The sequence below is a fragment of the Halomonas sp. 25-S5 genome (assembly GCF_029889845.1).
Taxonomy (GTDB): domain Bacteria; phylum Pseudomonadota; class Gammaproteobacteria; order Pseudomonadales; family Halomonadaceae; genus Halomonas.
This window is the reverse complement of the sequence record NZ_JARANV010000003.1, coordinates 145,163-164,439: the sequence shown is the minus strand read 5'-3', so window position 1 is coordinate 164,439 and position 19,277 is coordinate 145,163. Positions and strand designations below refer to the sequence as shown.

19 protein-coding genes are annotated in these 19,277 nt (G+C 70.6%); 9 read left to right on the top strand and 10 right to left on the bottom strand.

The genetic code is table 11. From position 1 onward, the window contains the following. Positions 1–110: 110 nt before the first annotated feature. The 6 genes from OP498_RS03995 (at position 111) to OP498_RS03970 (ending at position 6,577) form a co-directional block, all read left to right on the top strand. Positions 111–1,466, top strand: a complete 1,356-nt coding sequence (locus OP498_RS03995; protein WP_280552653.1) for an 8-oxoguanine deaminase — start codon at positions 111–113, stop codon at positions 1,464–1,466. Between the two features lie 59 nt (positions 1,467–1,525). Continuing rightward, positions 1,526–2,869, top strand: coding sequence for a nucleobase:cation symporter-2 family protein (locus OP498_RS03990; protein WP_280552650.1), 1,344 nt, complete (start codon positions 1,526–1,528; stop codon positions 2,867–2,869). A 74-nt stretch (positions 2,870–2,943) separates the two neighbouring features. Beyond that, the gene (locus OP498_RS03985) at positions 2,944–3,729 is read left to right on the top strand and encodes an enoyl-CoA hydratase (protein WP_280552647.1); all 786 of its coding nucleotides are present in this window, start codon (positions 2,944–2,946) and stop codon (positions 3,727–3,729) included. A gap of 126 nt (positions 3,730–3,855) precedes the next feature. Continuing rightward, entirely contained in the window at positions 3,856–4,680 is an 825-nt protein-coding gene (locus OP498_RS03980; RefSeq protein WP_280547158.1) for an IclR family transcriptional regulator C-terminal domain-containing protein, read from the top strand. Positions 4,681–4,809: 129 nt separating this feature from the next. Next, complete coding sequence (gene pyrB, locus OP498_RS03975) at positions 4,810–5,838, top strand: aspartate carbamoyltransferase (protein WP_280552644.1); 1,029 nt, start codon at positions 4,810–4,812, stop codon at positions 5,836–5,838. A gap of 91 nt (positions 5,839–5,929) precedes the next feature. Next, positions 5,930–6,577 (top strand): hypothetical protein, encoded by a 648-nt coding sequence (locus OP498_RS03970; RefSeq protein WP_280552642.1) that lies wholly within the window; start codon positions 5,930–5,932, stop codon positions 6,575–6,577. Positions 6,578–6,587: 10 nt separating this feature from the next. Here OP498_RS03970 and ruvX read toward each other — a convergent pair whose 3' ends face one another. From ruvX to OP498_RS03930, 8 genes are all read right to left on the bottom strand, one after another. Next, positions 6,588–7,031, bottom strand: coding sequence for a Holliday junction resolvase RuvX (ruvX, locus tag OP498_RS03965; protein WP_280552640.1), 444 nt, complete (start codon positions 7,029–7,031; stop codon positions 6,588–6,590). Between the two features lie 34 nt (positions 7,032–7,065). After that, positions 7,066–7,638: a YqgE/AlgH family protein gene (locus OP498_RS03960; protein WP_280552637.1), complete on the bottom strand. Its 573-nt coding sequence runs from the start codon at positions 7,636–7,638 to the stop codon at positions 7,066–7,068. Between the two features lie 17 nt (positions 7,639–7,655). Next, positions 7,656–8,582 (bottom strand): TonB family protein, encoded by a 927-nt coding sequence (locus tag OP498_RS03955; protein ID WP_280547163.1) that lies wholly within the window; start codon positions 8,580–8,582, stop codon positions 7,656–7,658. Between the two features lie 19 nt (positions 8,583–8,601). Further along, positions 8,602–9,567 (bottom strand): glutathione synthase, encoded by a 966-nt coding sequence (gene gshB, locus OP498_RS03950; RefSeq protein ID WP_280552635.1) that lies wholly within the window; start codon positions 9,565–9,567, stop codon positions 8,602–8,604. Positions 9,568–9,802: 235 nt separating this feature from the next. Beyond that, complete coding sequence (locus OP498_RS03945; RefSeq protein WP_280552633.1) at positions 9,803–10,522, bottom strand: S1-like domain-containing RNA-binding protein; 720 nt, start codon at positions 10,520–10,522, stop codon at positions 9,803–9,805. 52 nt (positions 10,523–10,574) lie between these two features. Beyond that, positions 10,575–11,321 carry a 16S rRNA (uracil(1498)-N(3))-methyltransferase gene (locus tag OP498_RS03940; RefSeq protein WP_280547167.1) on the bottom strand — a complete coding sequence of 249 codons (747 nt, stop codon included), beginning with the start codon at positions 11,319–11,321 and terminating at the stop codon, positions 10,575–10,577. Between the two features lie 13 nt (positions 11,322–11,334). Next, positions 11,335–11,859 carry a protein-export chaperone SecB gene (gene secB / locus OP498_RS03935; protein ID WP_280547168.1) on the bottom strand — a complete coding sequence of 175 codons (525 nt, stop codon included), beginning with the start codon at positions 11,857–11,859 and terminating at the stop codon, positions 11,335–11,337. 31 nt (positions 11,860–11,890) lie between these two features. Next, positions 11,891–12,313, bottom strand: coding sequence for a rhodanese-like domain-containing protein (locus OP498_RS03930; RefSeq protein WP_280547169.1), 423 nt, complete (start codon positions 12,311–12,313; stop codon positions 11,891–11,893). A 220-nt stretch (positions 12,314–12,533) separates the two neighbouring features. Between OP498_RS03930 and gpmI the strand changes: the two genes are divergently transcribed. From gpmI to OP498_RS03915, 3 genes are all read left to right on the top strand, one after another. After that, positions 12,534–14,108 (top strand): 2,3-bisphosphoglycerate-independent phosphoglycerate mutase, encoded by a 1,575-nt coding sequence (gene gpmI, locus OP498_RS03925; protein ID WP_280552631.1) that lies wholly within the window; start codon positions 12,534–12,536, stop codon positions 14,106–14,108. 20 nt (positions 14,109–14,128) lie between these two features. After that, complete coding sequence (locus OP498_RS03920; RefSeq protein WP_280552629.1) at positions 14,129–15,304, top strand: peptidoglycan DD-metalloendopeptidase family protein; 1,176 nt, start codon at positions 14,129–14,131, stop codon at positions 15,302–15,304. 71 nt (positions 15,305–15,375) lie between these two features. Beyond that, on the top strand, positions 15,376–16,680 hold the full coding sequence (locus tag OP498_RS03915; RefSeq protein WP_280547172.1) for a S41 family peptidase: 1,305 nt from the start codon (positions 15,376–15,378) through the stop codon (positions 16,678–16,680). Here the strand turns inward: OP498_RS03915 and OP498_RS03910 are convergent. Together OP498_RS03910 and ubiH are read right to left on the bottom strand one after the other, a co-directional pair. Continuing rightward, positions 16,658–17,929 carry a UbiH/UbiF/VisC/COQ6 family ubiquinone biosynthesis hydroxylase gene (locus OP498_RS03910; protein ID WP_280552627.1) on the bottom strand — a complete coding sequence of 424 codons (1,272 nt, stop codon included), beginning with the start codon at positions 17,927–17,929 and terminating at the stop codon, positions 16,658–16,660. The genes OP498_RS03915 and OP498_RS03910 overlap by 23 nt on opposite strands. Before the next feature lie 128 nt (positions 17,930–18,057). Continuing rightward, positions 18,058–19,269 carry a 2-octaprenyl-6-methoxyphenyl hydroxylase gene (gene ubiH, locus OP498_RS03905; RefSeq protein ID WP_280552625.1) on the bottom strand — a complete coding sequence of 404 codons (1,212 nt, stop codon included), beginning with the start codon at positions 19,267–19,269 and terminating at the stop codon, positions 18,058–18,060. Positions 19,270–19,277: the final 8 nt, after the last annotated feature.

Here is a 19,277-nt window from a genome sequence, read left to right as displayed (position 1 = left end):
AGTACACACATGATGTCGAAGGCACCTGAACCAAGGCTCCGGTCCGACACGAGGCTTGGGTAACCCTTTGTCCATTCAGCGGCCGCTTGACGGCCCACCGGGAGGACAACATGCCCCAGCCCAACCCGACCCTGTGGATCCGCCGGCCGCTCGCCTGCAGCGATGCGCGTGCCGCCGGCGGTGTGGTGATTCAGGACGGACGTATCGTCGAGGCCGTGCCTTCCGGCGCCACACCGACAACGCCGGTGGATGAGGTCTTCGACGCCTCGGCACATGTGCTGCTGCCCGGGCTGGTGAATACCCACCATCACTTCTACCAGACCCTGACCCGGGCCTACTCGCCGGCCCTGAACAAGGAACTCTTCCCCTGGCTGACGACCCTCTATGACGTCTGGGCTCGCCTCACCGAGCGTCAGCTGGCACTCGCCAGCGAGCTCGCCATGGTCGAGCTGCTGATGTCCGGCTGCACCACCGTGGCCGACCATCACTACGTCTTCTCCGGCGCGCTGGAGAGCGCCATCGACGTCCAGGTGGAGACCGCCCGCCGCCTCGGCGTGCGGGCCGCCCTCACCCGGGGCTCGATGAGCGTGGGCCGCGACGACGGGGGCCTGCCGCCCCAGTCGGTGGTGCAGGACGAGGCCACCATCCTCGACGAGAGCAGCCGACTCATCGACGCTCACCACCAGCGCGGCGACGGCGCCATGACCACCATCGCCCTGGCGCCCTGCTCGCCCTTCTCGGTGAGCCGCGAACTGATGCAGGAGAGCGCCCGCCTGGCCGAGGAGAAGGACGTGCGCCTGCACACCCACCTGGCCGAGACCGAGGACGAGACGGCCTACTGCCAGCGGCTCTTCGGCATGCGCCCGCTGGACTACCTGGAGGCCACCGGCTGGCTGGGGCCGCGCACCTGGCTGGCCCATGGCATTCACTTCACCGACCCCGAAATCGCCCGCCTGGGCCTGGCCGGCACCGGCATCGCCCACTGCCCGTCGTCGAACATGGTGCTGGGCTCCGGCATGTGCCGCACCCTGGAACTCGAGGCCGCCGGCTGCCCGGTAGGGCTGGCGGTGGACGGCTCGGCCTCCAACGATCACTCCAACCTGGCCGAGGAGATGCGCCAGGCCCTGCTGCTGGGACGGCTGCGCTACTCGCCGAGCCGGGTGACCCACGACGACGTGATCCGCTGGGCCACCCGCGGCTCGGCGGCCTGCCTGGGACGCACCGACATCGGCGGGGTGGCGCCCGGCCAGCAGGCCGACCTGGCGCTGTTCCGGCTGGACGAGGCCCGCTTCTCCGGCGCCGAGAACCCGGTCGCGGCCCTGCTGCTGTGCGGGGCCCACCGCGCCGACCGGGTGATGGTCGCCGGGCGCTGGCGCCTGATCGACGGCTGGCCACGGGACCTCGACCTCGACGCCCTGCTGGCCCGGCATGACCAGGCCGCCCGCGAGCTGCGCGGATCAGTCTGATTCCCATCCCGTTTCCCTCTGTTCTCACCACGTCCAACAACGACAACAGGAGACACCCCATGACCACCGAGTCCCCCGCCGACGCGACGGCGCGCCGGGTGCGCAGCACCCAGGACGTCGATGCCATGCCGCCCCTGGGGCGCGCCATCCCCCTGGGGCTGCAGCACGTGCTGGCGATGTTCGTCGGCAACGTCACCGTGCCCATCATCATCGCCGGTGCCGCGGACCTCTCCGCCGAGCAGACCACCTTCATGATCCAGGCCGCCATGTTCGTGGCCGGGGTGGCCACCCTGGTGCAGTCCCTGGGGCTCGGCCCCATCGGGGCCCGCCTGCCCATCGTCATGGGCACCAGCTTCGGCTTCGTGCCGGTGCTGATCCCCATCGCCGTGGGCATGGGGCTGCCGGCGGCCCTGGGCGCGGCGCTCTGCGGCGGGGTCGCCATGGCCCTGGTGGGGCTCTTCCTGCCCTGGTTCCGCTTCCTCTTCCCGCCGGTGGTCACCGGCACCTTCGTGATCATGCTCGGCACCCTGCTGATGCCGGTGGGCCTGGCCTATGTCGGCGGCGGCTTCGGGGCCGAGGACTTCGGGGCCTCGCACCACCTGCTGCTGGCGGGGCTGGTGCTGGTCATCACCCTGGGGCTGCACCAGTTCGGTCGCGGCATCTGGTCGGAGGCGGCCCCGCTGATCGGCCTGCTCGCCGGCTATGCCACGGCCACCGCCTTCGGCCTGGTGGACGTCTCCGCCATCGGCGGCGCCGCCTGGCTCTCGCTGCCCACACCGCTGGCCATCGGCCTGGAGTTCCACTGGGCCGCCGTGCTGCCGGTGGTGCTACTGGCCGTGGTGACCTGCGCCGAGTCGATCGGCGACATCGCCGGGACCACCGCCGGGGGGCTGGATCGCCCGCCCACTCCGAAGGAACTCTCCGGCGGGGTGATGGCCGACGGCCTGGCCAGCGTCTTCGCCGCCATCTTCAACGCCTTCCCCCAGATCAGCTTCAGCCAGAACGTCGGCATGGTGGCGCTGACCGGCGTGGTCAGCCGCTTCGTGGTGGCCATCGGCGGTGCCTTCCTGGTCATCGCCGGCCTGCTGCCCAAGCTCGGCGCCATCGTCTCCAGCATCCCCAATGCCGTGCTCGGCGGCGCGGTGGTGATCATGTTCGGCATGATCGCCAGCGCCGGCATCAAGATGCTCTCCCACATCAGCTTCAACAGGCGCAACATGGTGATCATCGGCGTCTCGCTGTCGGCGGCCATCGGCCTGCCGGCCCAGGAGGGGCTCTACGCCGAGCTTTCCGACAACCTCCAGGCGATCATCGAGTCGGGGCTGATTCCCGGCGCCCTGTGCGCCATCGTTCTCAACCTGATCCTGCCCCGCGAGGATCGTGCCTTCCGCAGCGACGTCTGACGTCACCTGCCCCGGCGAAGAAGGCCTCCGAGGTGCTAGCCTGGGGGCTGTTCCCTTTCATCGGAGACCCCAGCATGCAGGATGACAGCCCCCTGGTCCGGCGCCATGATCTCGATGGTGTGACCACCCTGACGCTGAACCGGCCGAAGCACTTCAATGCGCTCTCCGAGGCAATGCTCGCGGCCCTCGGCGGCGAACTCGACCGCGTGGTCGCCGACGAGGACGTGCGCTGCGTGGTGATCGCCGCCGAGGGCCGCGCCTTCTGTGCCGGCCACGACCTCAAGCAGATGCGTGCCAACCCCGACGAGGCCTACTACCAGCGGCTCTTCGCGCGCTGCGGAGCGGTGATGCAGGCCATCGTCGCCCTGCCAGTGCCGGTGATCGCCCGAGTCCAGGGCATCGCCACGGCGGCGGGCTGCCAGCTGGTGGCCAGCTGCGACCTGGCCGTGGCCGCCCGCTCAGCGCGCTTCGCCGTCTCGGGCATCAATGCCGGGCTGTTCTGCTCCACGCCGGCAGTGGCGCTGTCGCGCAATGTCGGGTGCAAGCGGGCCATGGAGATGCTCTTCACCGGCGAGTTCATCGACGCCGACCAGGCCCACGACTGGGGGCTGGTCAATCGAGTTGCCGACGACGAGGCCCTCGACGAGGCACTGGGTTCACTCACCGCCAGCATCTGCACCAAGAGCGCCGTCGCGGTGCGCACCGGCAAGGCGATGTTCCACCGCCAGCTCGCCATGCCGCTGGACGAGGCGTACGCCTATGCCGGCGAGGCGATGGCACGGAACATGATGGCCGAGGATGCAGGCGAGGGGATCGACGCCTTCATCGAGAAGCGCCCGCCCCAGTGGCGACATCGCTGAAACCGCGGCGAAACCGCTGAGCTCGCGGCGTCAGCGCTGGGTGGAAGCCATTTCCGCAACCGCGACAGCGCCCGGCCGACACGGTATCCTGTGGCCTCGAGAGAATGCCGCAGGAGGACAATCGGGGTGAGCGAAGGCAAGCGCAGGACAGCGGGACGGCCCGCCGGGTCGGGCAAGAGCACCAGCGGCCACAGCCAATCGCTGGTGCGCGGGCTCAACCTGCTCGAGCGCCTGGCGGCCAACCCCGGCGGTCTGGCCCTCTCCGAGGTGGCCGAGCAGGCGGAGCTCGCCCCCTCCACCACCCACCGGCTGCTGCAGGCCCTGCAGAGCCAGGGATTCGTCACCCAGGACAGCGAGCTCGGGGGGTGGAAGATTGACGTCAAGACCTTCCGCATCGGCAACAGCTTCCTCGAGGCCCGCGACTTCGTCGGCACCACCCGCCCCTTCCTGCGCCGCCTCACCGCCCAGACCGGCGAGACGGCCAACCTCGGCGTGCGCGACGACGGCACGGCGGTCTTCCTGGCCCAGAGCGAGTCGCCGCAGATGATGCGCATGATCACACGGCTCGGCTCCCGGGCGCCGCTGCACGCCTCGGGCGTCGGCAAGGCGCTGATGGCCTGGCTGCCAGACGACGAGTTCGAGCGCATCCTCGACGCCCGGGGCCTGGCGCGCGTCACCGAGAACACGCTGCACAGTCCCATAGCGCTGCGTGAGGGGCTGGCCGAGATCCGCCGACAGGGCTTCGCCTGCGACCGGGAGGAGCACGCCATCGGCCTGCACTGCGTGGCCGCCTGCATCCACGACGAACACGGCATTCCGCTGGCCGCCATCTCGGTTTCCGGGCCCAAGGCGCGCATCCCCGAGGAGCGACTGGCCGAGCTGGGCGCACTGGTACGCGACACCGCCGCCGAGATCACCGCGCGGCTGGGCGGCAAGGTCCCGGCGGCCTGACCGTCGCCCCCGGCGGCACTGCCGGCCCGCGATGGCTCCAAGTGAGACGGCATACCGGTATGCCCGTGAAGCCATCCCCCCGGAGGGTTACACTAGCGCCCGTCCCCCAGCCACCCGCCGAGGCCTGTGATGCGTTCCCACCTGCTCTCCATCGACTCCCTGTCCCGCGACGACATCGACCACCTGATGCGCGTCGCCGCGCGGATGGAGCCCATCGCCCAGCGCCGCAAGATCACCCGGGTGCTGGAAGGAGCCGTGCTCGGCAACCTCTTCTTCGAGGCCAGCACCCGCACCCGGGTCAGCTTCCATGCCGCCTTCTGCCGGCTCGGCGGCAGCGTCTGCGACACCACCGGCTTCACTTTCTCGTCCATGGCCAAGGGCGAGTCGCTCTACGACACCAGCCGGGTGATGAGCGGCTACTGCGATGCCATCGTCATGCGCCATCCGGACCAGGGCTCGGTGGCGGAGTTCGCCGCCGCGACGAATGTGCCGGTGATCAACGCCGGTGACGGCCCCGGCGAGCATCCCAGCCAGGCGCTGCTGGACTTCTACACCATCGACAAGGAGTTCGCCCTGCAGGGCAAGACGCTCAGGGACGCCCACGTGCTGATGACCGGCGACCTGAAGTACGGCCGCACCGTGCACTCGTTGATCAAGCTTCTGTCACGCTACGCCCCGATGCGCGTCACCCTGGTGGCGCCGCCCGGCCTCGAGATGCCGAGCCACCTGATCGAGCGGGTCAGCCGCCAGGGGCTCAGCGTGGAGGTCCGCGAGAGCCTGGCCGGCGACTTCTCCGACGTGGACGTGGTCTACACCACCCGCATCCAGAAGGAGCGCTTCACCGCCGAGATGAGCGAGGGCTTCAACCTCTCCCGGGACTTCACCGTGGATCGCGCCTTCCTGGACAGCCGCTGCAGCCCCGCCACCATCGTCATGCACCCGCTGCCCCGCGACAGCCGCCCCGAGGCCAACGACCTGGACGTGGACCTCAACGGCGACTCGCGCCTGGCGATCTTCCGCCAGACCGACAACGGCATCCCGGTGCGCATGGCGATCTTCGCCACCCTGCTCGGGGTCGAGGAGCGCATCGACAAGGAGCTGCGCGACGTGCCCTGGTTCGTCCCCGAGCGCCTGGGCGTTGACGACGCCGCCTTCTAAGCGGCCTACAAGTGACGACCGATCGCCTATGCTGGTGGGGAACGACAACCCGCGTCGCCGCATGGCGACCAGGCCTGGAGGCGCAACACCGATGAACCTGAAGCGTGCGTATCTGTTGCTGTGTGGCTTCTACACCGTGCTGATCCTGATCGGCATCATCGCCCTGCTGATGGGCGGAGGATCGCTGCTCGCCATGATCCAGCTGGGCGTGGGGGCGGTGGTCGTGATCGGGCTGTGGGGCTATTTCCTGGACAGGGGATTCATGAACCCGCGGATGTGGCGCCCCCTGGCGGGGCTGCTGGCCGTCGCCATCGTCGTGCAGCTGGTCGCGGTGTTCACGGCGGAACTCTCCGGCACGGCGATGACCTGGACGCTGACGACGGCCATCTTCTCGGTGCTGCCGATGATCTTCCTGTATCGCTACGGCGACCGTGACCAGCCCCTCTGGGCCTCGCCCGAGGAGCTCGAGGGGGGCAAGGTGCTGGGGGAGTTGCTCGAGGGGCAGCGCGAGCTGATGGTCGAGAAACAGGACCAGGACAGCCAGGCGACCGTCAGGGTCCGCAGGGCCGGCGACGCCTACCTGGCCAGTGTCGAGCGAGAGCGGGAAGGGCAGGTGGAGGCCTTCGAGGAGCGCTTCCGCTGCCCGGCGACCCTGGCGTTCTTCATCGAGAAGTTCACCTGCATCTCGGTGGGCGACGTCGCCAGGAAGTACCGCAACGGCGGCACCCGCCCGGCCTGATCGACCGGCGTCAGCGCGGCGGCAGCCCCTCGCGCCGGGCGAACCAGCCCTCCAGGATCAGTACCGCGGCGATGCCGTCGACGCTTTGTTCACGGTAGTTGCCGCGGTGGCCGGCCTCCCGGGCGATGGACTTGGCCTCGCGAGTGGAGCCGCGCTCGTCGACCATCTCGCAGGGAATGCCATAGCGGCCATAGAGGCGCTTGCCGAACTTGCGCGCGCGGGTGCTCATGACCGACTCGCTGCCGTCCATGTTGAGCGGCAGCCCCACCACGAAGAGGTCCGGGCGCCACTCGTCCACCCGCCGCGCCACCTGCGCCCAGTCGGGGATGCCGTCCCGGGCCGGCAAGGGCGCGAGCTCCCGGGCACTGGCGAGCAGCTCGTTGCCCACCGCCACGCCGATGCGTCGTGTGCCGAAGTCGAAGGCCAGGATCAGTCGCGAGCCGGCATCGGCCATCAGGCCGGCTCCGTCATCGCGTGCAGGCCCCTCATCAGGAGTGGCCCGCCTCGCGGGTCATCAGATTCAGGTCGATGCCCAGGATGCCCGCGGCGGCGCCCAGGCGCTGCTCGGGCGGCACCGTGAAGAGGATGTCGGCGCGACCCTCCACCGTGAGCCAGGCATTCTCCTTGAGTTCGGCCTCCAACTGCCCCGACTCCCAGCCGGCACAGCCCAGGCAGATCAGGAACTGCTCGGGCCCCTTGCCGTCCGCCAGCGCCTGGAGGATATCCATGGAGGTGGTCAGGGCGATGTCATCGGCGACCTGGATGCTGGAATCCCAGGCATCGCTGGACCCGCGATGCAGGATGAAGCCGCGATCCTTGTGGGTCGGGCCGCCATAGTAGACCAGCGCATCGCGATGGGGGCTCTCGTCGCCGCCCAGCTCGAGCTGCTCGAACAGGGCGTCCAGGGTCAGCTCCAGGGGCCGGTTGATGATCACGCCCATGGTGCCGTTCTCGTCATGGTCACAGAGGTAGCTGAGGCTGCCGGCGAAATTGGGGTCTTCCAGGTGCGGCATCGCCAGCAGGAAGTGGTTTTTCAAGCCGAAGTGTTGCACGGATTGCATGAGACTCCCCGGCGGACCTATTGCACGCCGTAATGATTGCCTTGGCCGAACCGCCAGACTCGGGTGATGGACAGGCTGTCGAGGTTGCCCATGCCCCGGTCGAAGGGCCGATAGGGCGCGGCACCGTGCACCGTGTCCAGGGCCGCCTGGTCGAGTTCGGCATGTCCCGAGGATTGTATCACCTCTGCCCGGCGAACCTGACCGTCACGGCCGATCACCACCCGGATGCGCAGCTGTCCCTCGAGGTGACGCGGCGCTGGGTGCACCCGGTTGCCGTAATCCTCGACCCGGCGGGTCCAGTCATCGATGTAGCGCGCCTCGGCGGCCTGCTGGGCGGCCTGGCGCCCCTCGCCCGGCTGCTCGCCGGCGAACTCCGACGAGAGGCCCTGCTCGCGGATGCTGGAGGTGGCCTGGGCGAGCAGGTCGCGTCCCGAGGCGGAGGGGGCCGAAGCGGTGGGCGGCGCCGAGGTCTCGGCCGACTGGGGGGCACTGTCGCGGGGCTCGGGGGTCGCCTGGGCCTCGCGGGGGCGCTCGGCCGCCGGGGGCTCGGGTGCCTCGCTGGGACGGTCGGGATCGGGGCGGGCGGTACGCTCCGGTTCGGCCGGAGTGGCCGGGTCCACCTCGGGTTCGGCCGCCTGCCGCTCGGGCAGCTCATCCATGGGTGCGGCCCGGGCCTCCGCCGGCGCCTGGTCCTGGGGCGTGCCGGCGGCGCGCTGGTCGGCCTCGGCGATGGCCGCGGCCTCCACGGCCTGCGGCGACGGCCGGCTCACCAGCACCACGTCGATGCTGGAGCGCTCGACGGGTGCCGGCGCGAACTGGCGGCTCGCCACCACCCCGATGACCACCAGGTGGAGCAGCAGCGCCAGCGACCAGGCCAGCCAGTGCCGATACGGCCGGGTGACCGGGGCATACTGGATGGGGTCGCTGACGGGGCTGCTCGTCATGGGCCACAGGCCTCCCGGATCAGCGCTGATCGCCGAGACGGCGCTGGATGGCGTCCATCAGCTGGCCGGCGATATCGGTGCCGCGCTGGTCGTCGATCTCGCGCACACAGGTGGGGCTCGTGACGTTGATCTCGGTGATGTAGTCGCCGATCACGTCGAGGCCGACGAACATCAGTCCCTTCTCGCGGATCATCGGCTGGACCTGCTCGATCAGCCAGTGGTCGCGGGCGGTGAGCTCGCGACTGATCCCGGTGCCACCGGCGGCCAGGTTGCCGCGGGTCTCGCCGGCCATGGGCACGCGGGCCAGGCCGAAGGGAACCGGCTCGCCGTCCACCAGCAGGATGCGGGTATCGCCCTCGCTGATCTCGGGGATGTAGCGCTGGGCCATGATCTGGCGCCTGCCGCGCTCGCTCAGCATTTCGATGATGGCGCCCAGGTTGCGGCCGTCGGGGCGCACATGGAAGATCCCGGTGCCGCCCATGCCGTCCAGCGGCTTGAAGATCACGTCGCCGTGCTCGGCGTGGAAGGCGCGCAGCACGGCCTCGTTGCAGGAGACCAGGGTCGGGGTGCAGCACTGGGGGAACTGCTGGGCGAAGAGCTTCTCGTTGCACTCCAGCAGCGCCTGGGTGGGGTTGACCACCAGCACGCCCTCGCGCTCGGCGAAGCCCAGCAGGTAGACGGCGTTGAGGTAGTAGCCGTCGACCGGCGGGTCCTTGCGCATCAGGATCACGTCGAGTTCGGCCAGGAGCGCCACCTCGGGCTCGCCCAGGTCATACCAGTGGCCGGGGTCGCGATGCACCTCGAGCGCGCGCATCCGGCCGAAGGCGCGCCCCTCGCGCAGGAAGAGATCCTCCTGCTCCAGGTAGTGCAGCGAGGCGCCACGGTCCCGGGCGGCCCACAGCATGGCCAGGCTGGTGTCCTTCTTGTAGGTGAGATCGGCGATGGGATCCATCACCACGCCGATCTTCAGCGCGCGTTCGCTCATGGCGTCGTGTTTCCGGTCGGGGAGTGAGTGCGGTCAGTATGCCGCAGCGGCCAGCGGCGCACCAAGCTGGCGATGCGGTGCGGTGTGTGCGGTGCAGCTCGAGGCTAACCCGGCGACGGCTTGCGGGGAGGCGCTATGAATCCCTCCCTGGACGCTACCTCGGCCCTCCTTGGTCCTCGGACCTCCCCTTCAGCCTGTCCCCGGCGCCTCTCGCTATCCGCGCTGCCCCAACGGCCTACTCCGTGCTCGGCGCAAGCCGGATGCCGCCCGGCTCCAGGAGGATCCGCTGGTGCTTGTAGAGTCGCCCGATGGCCTGCTTGAAGGCGTTCTTGCTCACCCCCAGGCGCGCCTTGATCTCCCCCGCGTCGCTCTTGTCGCCCAACGGCAGGTAGCCGCCGCTCTCGCGCAGCGCCTTGAGCACCTGCTCGCCGACCACGTCGAGGCGCGCCGGCCCCGGCGGCAGCAGCGAGAGGTCCAGGCGGCGGTCGTCACGCAGGCGCTTCACGTAGCCGGTGAGCCGCTGGCCGCGGCGTAGCGGCCGGTTCACGTCGTCGCGGTAGAGCAGTCCCCAGAAGCGCTGATCGACCACCACCTTGTAGCCCAGGTCGGTCGCCTCGGCGATCACCAGCGCCACCTCGTCGCCCGCCGCCAGGCCCTCGGCCTCGTCGGCCAGGATGCGGTCGAGGCGCTGGGAGGCGACCGGCCGGCCCTGCTGGTCTTCGTAGATGATCACCAGCACCCGCCGGCCCACGCTGGGACGGAAACGCTGCTCGCCGTAGGGCAGCAGCAGGTCGCGGGGGTGGCCCCAGTCGAGGAAGGCACCGGTGTCGTTGACGGTCACCACCTCGAGGTAGGCCACGTCTCCGATTGATGCCCGGGGCGCTCGGGTGCTCCGCGCGCCGGCAGGGCGAGACGCGGGGGACGGCGGTGGGCGACGGTCTCGGGAATCGGGCATGGATGACCTCCGGTAAGGAAACAGGCGCGAGGCGTCGGGGATGCGTCAGCGCTCACAGATCCCCGAAGCGGGATTGCAGCAGCGATAGCGCCACCACCGGCGCGGTCTCGGTGCGCAGGATGCGCGGACCGAGGGACAGGGGGGCGAAGCCGCCGGCCAGGGCCGCCTCGACCTCGGCCTCGGAAAGCCCGCCCTCGGGGCCGATCAGCAAGGCGGCGGTGGCCGGCGCCTCTTCTTGCGCCAGGGCCCCGGCGGTGCCGGGATGCAGCACCAGACGCAGCGCCTCGTCGCGGCCCGCCAGCCAGTCGACCAGGCCGGCCGGGGGATGCACGGGCGGCAGGGTCGCGCGACCGCACTGCTCGCAGGCGCTGGCCGCCACGGCCTGCCAGTGAGCGAGCTTCTTGGCCTCGCGCTCGCCCCTGAGGCGCACGTCGCCGTGCTCGGTGTAGAGCGGGGTGATCGCCGCCACGCCGAGCTCGACCGCCTTCTGGATGGCGTAGTCCATGCGGTCGCCCTTGGAGATCGCCTGCCCCAGATGCACCGCGAGCGGCGATTCGCCGGTGCCCGGGGCCACGGCCTCGATGCGCGCCACCACCCGCTTGCGGGAGGCCTCGGCGATCACCGCCCGGGCCTCCCGGCCGGCGCCGTCGAAGAGCCGCAGCGGCGCCCCTTCGGCCAGGCGCAGCACTCGGGCCACGTGGCGGGCCGGCCCCTCGGGCAGAACGACGTCGCCGCCGACGATAAAGTCGGCGGCGACGTGGATGCGCGGGGCCTTCACGCGCAGGGCGTACACTGACACGGGCCGCTCACGCTTACTGAGTCGCCTGCTCGCCCGGCTGCTGGGCCTGTTCGGCCTCGCGCTTCTTCTTCTGGGCGTAGATCGCCTCGAAGTTGACCGGTGCCAGCATCAGCGGCGGGAAGCCGCCCCGATTGACCAGATTGTCGATGCACTCGCGGGCATAGGGGAAGAGCATGTTGGGGCAGAAGGCGCCCAGGGTGTGCTCGAGCTGCTGCCCCTCGATGCCGCTGATGCGGAACAGGCCGGCCTGCTCGACCTCGGCCAGGAAGGAGGTGGTGCCCTCCTCGCTGTGGGTGACCTGGGCGGTAACCTTGATGACCACCTCGTACTGGCCTTCCCCGACCTGGCGGGTGGTGGTGTTCAGGTCCAGGCCGACCTTGGGCTTGAACGGCTGCTGGAAGACCGTCGGCGAGTTGGGTGCCTCGAAGGAGAGGTCCTTGACGTAGATGCGCTGCAGGGCGAACTGCAGCTGGGGCTTGTCCTGCTCGCCGGCCGCCTGGCCGTTGGCGCCGGCGTTCTGGTTGTTGTCTTCCGCCATGGGAAAGGTCCTTTGATTCGATGAACGAAATTTACTTCTTGACGACCGGCAGGCCATCCGCCTGCCACTGGGCCATGCCGCCCTTGAGCTTGAGCACCCGCTCGAAGCCGGCCTTGGTCAGCTTGGCCTGGGCGACGCCGGCGCTCTGGCCTTGCTTACAGGCCACGATGATCGGCTTGCTCTTGACCTTCTCGAGTTCGCGTATGCGCTCGTCGAGCTTGCTCTGGGGGATGTTGCGCGCGCCGGCGATATGACCCGCCTTGAACTCGCCGGTCTCGCGGAGGTCCAGCACCACGGCGTCCTCTCGATTGATCAGCTGGGTCGCCTCGCCGGAGGTCACGCCTCCGCTGCTGCTGTTGCGGACCTCGTAGGCGAGCCAGGCGGTCAACACCAGCAGGAAGGCCCCCACCAGCAGCGGGTGATTCTGCACGAATTCGAACAGCTGATCGATCATGGGTTCGGCTAACTCTTTTCTCGGGTGCACGGTGAACGGGGCCGGCCAATCGCGGCGGCACCCAGTATACACGAAGCCACGGCAGGCCGCGGCCCGCGGGCCAGTCAAATGACGTCCGGCGGTGCCGTGCGATATGATGCCGCAAGCAGATGCAAGTCGCGACCCCGGTGACCACCCGCGTGCCTGCCGGGGCTGACAACGACAATAGAGGCCCTCCCCCATGACCGATACTCGCACCCCTACCCCGCGTCCGGTGGCACTGATCATCCTCGACGGCTATGGCTACAACGAGGACGCCAGGGACAACGCCGTGCTCGCCGCCCGTACCCCGGTGATGGATCGCCTGTGGCAGGAGCAGCCGCACACCCTGATCCATACCGACGGTCGCCACGTGGGCCTGCCGGATGGCCAGATGGGCAATTCCGAGGTCGGCCACATGAACCTGGGGGCCGGACGCATCGTCTACCAGGACTTCACGCGCATCACCAAGGCCGTCGAGGACGGCGACCTGGACGCCATCGCGGCCCTGACCGCGCCGATCGATGCCGCCGTGGCAGACGGCAAGGCGGTGCACCTGCTGGGCCTGCTCTCGCCGGGTGGCGTGCACAGCCACGAGGAGCACTTCCTGGCGATGGCCGAGCTGGCCGCCCGCCGCGGGGCGCGGCGGATCGTCGTCCACGCCTTCCTCGACGGCCGCGACATGCCGCCCAAGAGCGCCATGGCATCGCTGGAGCGTACTAATGCGCGCCTCGCCGAGCTGGTGGGCCCCGAGAACGGCTTCGTGGCCTCGATCATCGGCCGCTACTACGCCATGGACCGCGACAACCGCTGGAATCGCGTCGAGAAGGCCTATCGCCTGATCACCGAGGGCGAGGGCGAGTTCGAGGCGATCGGTGCCGAGGAGGGGCTGCGCCAGGCCTACGAACGCGGCGAGACCGACGAGTTCGTCACCGCCACCAGCATCCGCCCGAGCGGCGCGCCGGTGGCCATGGCCGACGGCGATGCCGCCATCTTCATGAACTTCCGTGCCGACCGCGCCCGGGAGCTGACCCGCGCCTTCGTCGAGGACGGCTTCGGCGGCTTCGAGCGCCGCGCGCGACCCAGACTCGCCGCCGACGGCCTGGTGATGCTGACCCAGTATGCCGCCGATATCCCGGCGCCGGCGGCCTTCCCGCCGGCGGAACTCGTCAACACCCTGGGCGAGGTGATGGAACAGCGCGGCCTCACCCAGCTGCGCATCGCCGAGACCGAGAAGTATGCCCACGTCACCTTCTTCTTCTCCGGCGGCCGCGAGGACGAGTACCGAGGCGAGACCCGCGTGCTGGTGCCCTCCCCTCAGGAGGTCAAGACCTACGACGAGAAGCCCGAGATGAGCGCCGCGGAAGTCACCGACCGGCTGGTGGAGGCGATCGATGCCGGACGCTTCGACCTGATCGTCTGCAACTACGCCAACGGCGACATGGTCGGCCACACCGGCGACTTCGAGGCCGCCATCCAGGCCATCGAGGCCGTGGATGCCTGCGTCGGCCGGGTGGTGGAGGCGATCCAGCGCGTCGGCGGCGCCTGCCTGGTCACCGCCGACCACGGCAACGCCGAGCAGATGGTCCACCCCGAGACCGGGGCGCCCCAGACCGCCCACACCACCTTCGAGGTGCCGCTGATCTATGTCGGCGAGCGCCCGGCGCGGCTCGCGGACGACGGCAGCCTGTGCGACATCGCCCCGACCCTGCTGACGATGATGGACCAGCCGATCCCCGAGGAGATGACCGGCCGGGTGCTGATCGAGCGCGGCTGAGCCGGTTGGGAGGCCAGGGCATGGCGAGAGGCGATGCGACACTCGGCGCATGGCGGCCCGGGCTAGCTCTGTTAATGGGCCTGTGTCTGGTGATGGGCCTGGCGCCCTCGCTGGCCGCCCAGCCCTCCGAGCGCGAGGCGCAGGCGCGTCTCGATGCCCTTGGCGAGGAGCTCCGCGAAGTCTCCGCGCGGCTCTCCACCACCCGGGAGGCCCGGGACGAAGCCAGTGAGGCCCTGCGCGAGGTGGAAACGGCGCTGGCCGAGACCCACCGCCGTCTCGATGCCCTGCAGGCCGAGCGACGCGCCCTCGGCGACGAGATCGCCAGCCTCGAGGCGCGCCGCGAGCCGCTGGCCGCCGAGCGCGCCGAGCAGGTCGAGGCCCTGTCGGCCCAGCTCGACGCCCTCTATCGCCTCGGCCGCACCCCCCAGCTCAAGCTGCTGCTCAATCAGGACGATCCGGCGCGGCTCGACCGCCTGCAGCACTATCTCAACCGCCTGGCCCGGGCGCGCAACAAGCGCCTCGACGCGCTGGCGAGGCTCGATGCCGAGCTGGCCGACAATCGCCGGGCGCTGGCGCAGCGCGGCCAACGCCTCGAGGCCGTGGCCACGGAGCTTGCCGCGCGCAGCGCCACCCTGGCCGAGCAGATCTCGGATCGGGCCGCCTTGGTGGCCAGGCTGGACGAGCGCTTCGCCAGCGAACAGGCCCGCCTGGCCACACTCGCCCAGGATCGCGCCCATGCCGAACGCACCCTGCGCGAGGTGCAGGAGCAGCTGGCTCGCCTGGAACAACCGCCGCCCTCCACGGCCATCGAGCAGACCCGCGGCGAGCTGCCCTGGCCGGTGCAGGGCAGCATCGCCTCCACCTTCCACGAGGGGACGGGCGTGCATCGCAACGGCCTGCTGATCCAGGCCGCCGCAGGCACCCCGGTCCAGGCCGTGCACGCCGGCCGGGTGGTGTTCGCCGACTGGATGCGTGGCTTCGGCAACCTGCTGATCGTCGACCACGGCGATCGGGTCATGACCCTGCATGCCCATCTGCAGCGCTTCAGCGCCGGGGTGGGCGCCGCCGTCTCCCGCGGCGACACCCTGGGCGCGGTGGGCAACAGCGGCGGTCAACAGCGGCCGGGGCTCTACTTCGAGGTACGCCGCAGCGGCGACCCCATCGACCCGCGGCGCTGGATCGCCCGCCAGCCGTGAGGCCGGCTATTCCATAGACGCCCGGCCACGGGCTATGCTGGGCGGCCATCACCGGAACCGCGAGAATCTGCATGTCCCTATGTCCTGCCGCTCTGCCCACCGTGATGCGCCGCCTGGTGTCGGCCCTGCTGCCGGCCACCCTGCTGGCGCTCGCCCCGCTGCCTGCCGCCGCCCAGGGCCAGAGCCCGGAGGATGACCTGCCGGTCGCCGAGATCCAGGCCTTCGCCGAGGTGTTCGAGCGCATCAAGCGGGGCTACGTGGAAGAGGTCGAGGATGCCGAGCTGCTGCGCAACGCCATGCGCGGCATGCTCAGCGAGCTCGACCCCCACTCCACCTACCTGGACAGCGAGGAGTTCGAGAGCCTGCGCGAGTCCACCCAGGGGGAGTTCGGCGGCGTGGGCATCGAGGTGGGCATGGAGGATGGCCAGCTGACGGTGATCACCCCCATCGACGACACGCCGGCCTCCCGGGCCGGCCTGCAGTCGCGCGACAAGATCCTGCGCATCGACGACACGCCCACCGACCGGCTCTCCCTGCAGGAGGCGGTCAACCTGATGCGCGGCGATCCGGGTACCGAGATCCGCCTGACCATCCTGCGCCAGGGCGAGAGCGCCCCGCTGGAGGTCACCCTGACCCGCGAGGTCATCCGCACCGAGAGCGTCAAGAGCGAGCTGCTGGAGGCGAGCTACGGCTACCTGCGGGTCAGCCAGTTCCAGACCCGCACCGGTGCACAGGTCGGCAGCGCCATCCGCCGCCTGGAGCGCGACGGGCCGCTCAAGGGCCTGGTGCTCGACCTGCGCAACAACCCCGGCGGGGTGCTGCAGGCCGCGGTGGACGTGGCCGACGCCTTCCTCGATGAGGGGCTGATCGTCTATACCGAGGGCCGCCTGCCGGACAGCGCGATGCGCTTCTCGGCCGGTCGCGAGACGGCGGCGGCCGAGGTGCCGCTGGTGATACTCATCAACGGCGGCAGCGCCTCGGCGGCGGAGATCGTCGCCGGCGCCCTGCAGGACCAGCGGCGCGGCGTGGTGATGGGCACCGAGAGCTTCGGCAAGGGCTCGGTGCAGCAGATCATGCCGCTGGGCAACGGCGAGGGGCTAAAGCTGACCACGGCGCTCTACTTCACTCCCGACGGCCGCTCGATCCAGGCCCAAGGCATCGAGCCCGACGTGGAGGTGATCCGCGGCCGCCTGGAGGTGGCCGAGGGCAGTGGCCTGAACGTGCGCGAGGCGGACCTGGAGGGCCACCTGCGCTCCCCGGACGAGCAGCGCACCCGCAGCGAGATGAGCGAGCGCCTACGCGAGGACTACCAGCTCGGCGAGGCCCTCAACCTGCTCAAGGCCCTCAATGTGCTCAGCCAGCGTCGCGGCGGCTGAGGGCGCGACAGGCGCGAGGCAAGCGGCCGCGATGTCCCGTCGCCTGCTGCATCAGCAGGCGCTTGAGCGGCCCCAGCCGGTCGACGCCCGAGAGCCCCAGGTTACGCGCCAGAGTGAGCGCCGGGTGGCGCGCCCCGAACAGCAACCGGAAACCGTCCATCAGCGCCAGCATGGCGGCATTGTCGCCGCGCCGCCGCCGGGCGTAGCGGCCCAACAGCGCAACATCGCCCGGGGACAGCCCCCGTCGCCGGCCCGTGACCAGCTCCTCGGCGAGCACCGCCGCATCCATCAGCCCCAGGTTCACCCCCTGGCCCGCCAGCGGATGGATGCTGTGCGCCGCGTCCCCCACCAGGGCGAAGCCTGGCAGCACGTAGCGCTGGGCATGGCGCTGGGTAAGCGGTACCGCCAGCGCCCGGTCGGTCACCGTCACCTTGCCCAGCCGGTGGTCGATGGCCGCCGCCAGCGCCACGCCCAGCGCCTCCCCGGGCAGGGCCACCCATCGCTCGGCCTCCTGCGGGGTGGTGGACCAGACGATGGAGCAGTGGCGGTCGCCACCCTCGACATGCAGCGGCAGGAAGGCCAGCGGTCCCGTCGGGAGAAAGACCTGGCGCGCCACGCCGCCATGGGGGCGGTGCGTGCGCACCGTGGTGACCACGGCCACCTGGCCGGTGTCGCGGGAACTGACGCCGATGCCAGCCATCGCCCGCAGCGGTGACCGGGCCCCGTCGGCGGCCACTACCAGGGGCGCCGTCAGCCGGCGGCCATCCTCCAGCAGCACCGTCCGCCCGTCGGCATCCGCCTCGAGCCCGGCCACCTGGGCACCGAAGCGCGCCTGGACGCTCGGCAGCTCGGCCAGGCACGCCTCCAGCGCCGCCAGGGTAACGTCGTTCTCGACGATATGGCCCAGCACTGGCACCCCGGCCTGGTCCGCTGAGAAGTTCACCGCGCCGCTGCCCTCGCCATCCCAGACCTGCATGAAGCGATAGGGACTCACCCGGCGCGAGGCCATCCATGCCCAGGCGCCCAGCCCCGCCAGCAGCTGCTGGGATACCGGGGTCAGGGCACTGACCCGCATGGAGGGCGGCCCCTTGCCCACGGCCTCGCGGTCGAGCGGCGCCTCGCGGGCATCCAGCAACGCTACCTCCAGCCCGGCCCGGCCCAGCAGGCAGGCCAGGGCCATGCCCACCATGCCACCACCAATGATGATCACCTCGAACGGCGCCGACGCGCGTCCCTGTTCTGCGCTCATGGCGTCTGCTCCTCGTGATGGCCGCGATGGCCATGCTGTCTGTTCAGCGTATCGATGCCCCACCTTCGCGCTCCTATCGTTCCGGCCCTTGTCGTTCCCTGTCGTTCCAGCCGCTATCTTTCCTGCTCCTATCTTTCCAGCCCCATGGCCCGGCGGGCCAGTCCGCGACGCAGCGGTCCCACCAGGTTCAGCCCCACCAGGCCGGCGCCGCGGGCATGGGAGAGCAGGGGCATGTCGAGCCCGAACAGGCGAATCAGGCCGTCGCTGAAGCGGATGACGTTGTCACGGTCAGCATCTCGACGCGCCTCGAAGTCCTGCAGGACCACCGTACTCCCCGCGGCCTCCCCCCGCTCGCTGCCGGCCTCGATGGCGGCCACCAGATCCATGACCCCGCGCAGCGCCAGGTTGAAGCCCTGGCCGGCCACCGGGTGCAGGGCATGGGCGGCGTTGCCCAGCACCGCCAGTCCCGGGCGAGCGGTCTCGCGAGCGGTGATCAGCGACAGCGGGTAGGCATGGCGGCGCCCCACCCGCCGGAAGTGCCCGGCCCGGTCGCCGAAGGCCTGCTGCAGCTCGGCCAGGAAGTCCCCGTCGGACAGGGCCAAGCGGCGTCCTTCCTGGCCGCGCTCGTGAGTCCACACCAGTTCCATGGCCTGGCCCCGGAGCGGCAGCAGGGCGATGGGCCCCGCCGAGGTGAAGCGCTCGTAGGCGACGCCCCCGTGGGGCCGGCTGACCTCGACGCTGGCGATCAGCGCCAGCTGGTCGTAGGGCCACTCGCGGCTCTCGATTCCCAGCCGCTCCTTGAGCCCCGAGCGACCGCCATCGGCCAGCACCGTCAGCCCGGCCTCCAGCTCGCTGCCATCCGACAGCTGCAGCCGATGCCCCTCGGCAACGGGGTGGATCGCCTCGACCCTGGCCGGACAGTGCCAGGCCAGTGGCAACTCGCTCAGCCGTCCATGCAGCACTCGCCCCATCCAGGCATTGGGGATCACATGACCCAGCGCCTCGACGCCGAGCTCCGCGGCGCGCAGCCGCGTCGCGCCAAACCGTCCCCGCTCGCTGACATGGATGGTGCGGATCGGAGCGGCCATCTCGGCCATGTGCTCCCAGACCCCCAGGCTCGCGAAGTGCTGGGCGGAACCACCGGCGATGGCGCTGGCCCGGGCATCGAAGCTGGGCTGCCAGGGCTCGGCCCGCTGCGGCTGCAGTGGTGCCGCCTCGATCACCGCCACCCTGAGCCCCGCCCGCTCGACCAGCGGGGCCAGGGCGCAGCCCAGGCTGGCGCCCACCAGGCCGCCGCCGATGATGGCGATATCCACCCGCGGCCGCGATGTCGCTCTCATGGTGCGCC

What these genes read in the sequence shown, in the direction of transcription:
- OP498_RS03995 (WP_280552653.1), top strand. Translation starts at nt 111, where the DNA reads ATGCCCCAGCCCAACCCGACCCTGTGGATCCGCCGGCCGCTCGCCTGC.
- OP498_RS03990 (WP_280552650.1), top strand. Translation starts at nt 1,526, where the DNA reads ATGACCACCGAGTCCCCCGCCGACGCGACGGCGCGCCGGGTGCGCAGC.
- OP498_RS03985 (WP_280552647.1), top strand. Translation starts at nt 2,944, where the DNA reads ATGCAGGATGACAGCCCCCTGGTCCGGCGCCATGATCTCGATGGTGTG.
- pyrB (WP_280552644.1), top strand. Translation starts at nt 4,810, where the DNA reads ATGCGTTCCCACCTGCTCTCCATCGACTCCCTGTCCCGCGACGACATC.
- OP498_RS03970 (WP_280552642.1), top strand. Translation starts at nt 5,930, where the DNA reads ATGAACCTGAAGCGTGCGTATCTGTTGCTGTGTGGCTTCTACACCGTG.
- ruvX (WP_280552640.1), bottom strand. Translation starts at nt 7,031, where the DNA reads ATGGCCGATGCCGGCTCGCGACTGATCCTGGCCTTCGACTTCGGCACA.
- OP498_RS03960 (WP_280552637.1), bottom strand. Translation starts at nt 7,638, where the DNA reads ATGCAATCCGTGCAACACTTCGGCTTGAAAAACCACTTCCTGCTGGCG.
- OP498_RS03955 (WP_280547163.1), bottom strand. Translation starts at nt 8,582, where the DNA reads ATGACGAGCAGCCCCGTCAGCGACCCCATCCAGTATGCCCCGGTCACC.
- gshB (WP_280552635.1), bottom strand. Translation starts at nt 9,567, where the DNA reads ATGAGCGAACGCGCGCTGAAGATCGGCGTGGTGATGGATCCCATCGCC.
- OP498_RS03945 (WP_280552633.1), bottom strand. Translation starts at nt 10,522, where the DNA reads ATGCCCGATTCCCGAGACCGTCGCCCACCGCCGTCCCCCGCGTCTCGC.
- secB (WP_280547168.1), bottom strand. Translation starts at nt 11,859, where the DNA reads ATGGCGGAAGACAACAACCAGAACGCCGGCGCCAACGGCCAGGCGGCC.
- OP498_RS03930 (WP_280547169.1), bottom strand. Translation starts at nt 12,313, where the DNA reads ATGATCGATCAGCTGTTCGAATTCGTGCAGAATCACCCGCTGCTGGTG.
- gpmI (WP_280552631.1), top strand. Translation starts at nt 12,534, where the DNA reads ATGACCGATACTCGCACCCCTACCCCGCGTCCGGTGGCACTGATCATC.
- OP498_RS03920 (WP_280552629.1), top strand. Translation starts at nt 14,129, where the DNA reads ATGGCGAGAGGCGATGCGACACTCGGCGCATGGCGGCCCGGGCTAGCT.
- OP498_RS03915 (WP_280547172.1), top strand. Translation starts at nt 15,376, where the DNA reads ATGTCCCTATGTCCTGCCGCTCTGCCCACCGTGATGCGCCGCCTGGTG.
- OP498_RS03910 (WP_280552627.1), bottom strand. Translation starts at nt 17,929, where the DNA reads ATGAGCGCAGAACAGGGACGCGCGTCGGCGCCGTTCGAGGTGATCATC.
- ubiH (WP_280552625.1), bottom strand. Translation starts at nt 19,269, where the DNA reads ATGAGAGCGACATCGCGGCCGCGGGTGGATATCGCCATCATCGGCGGC.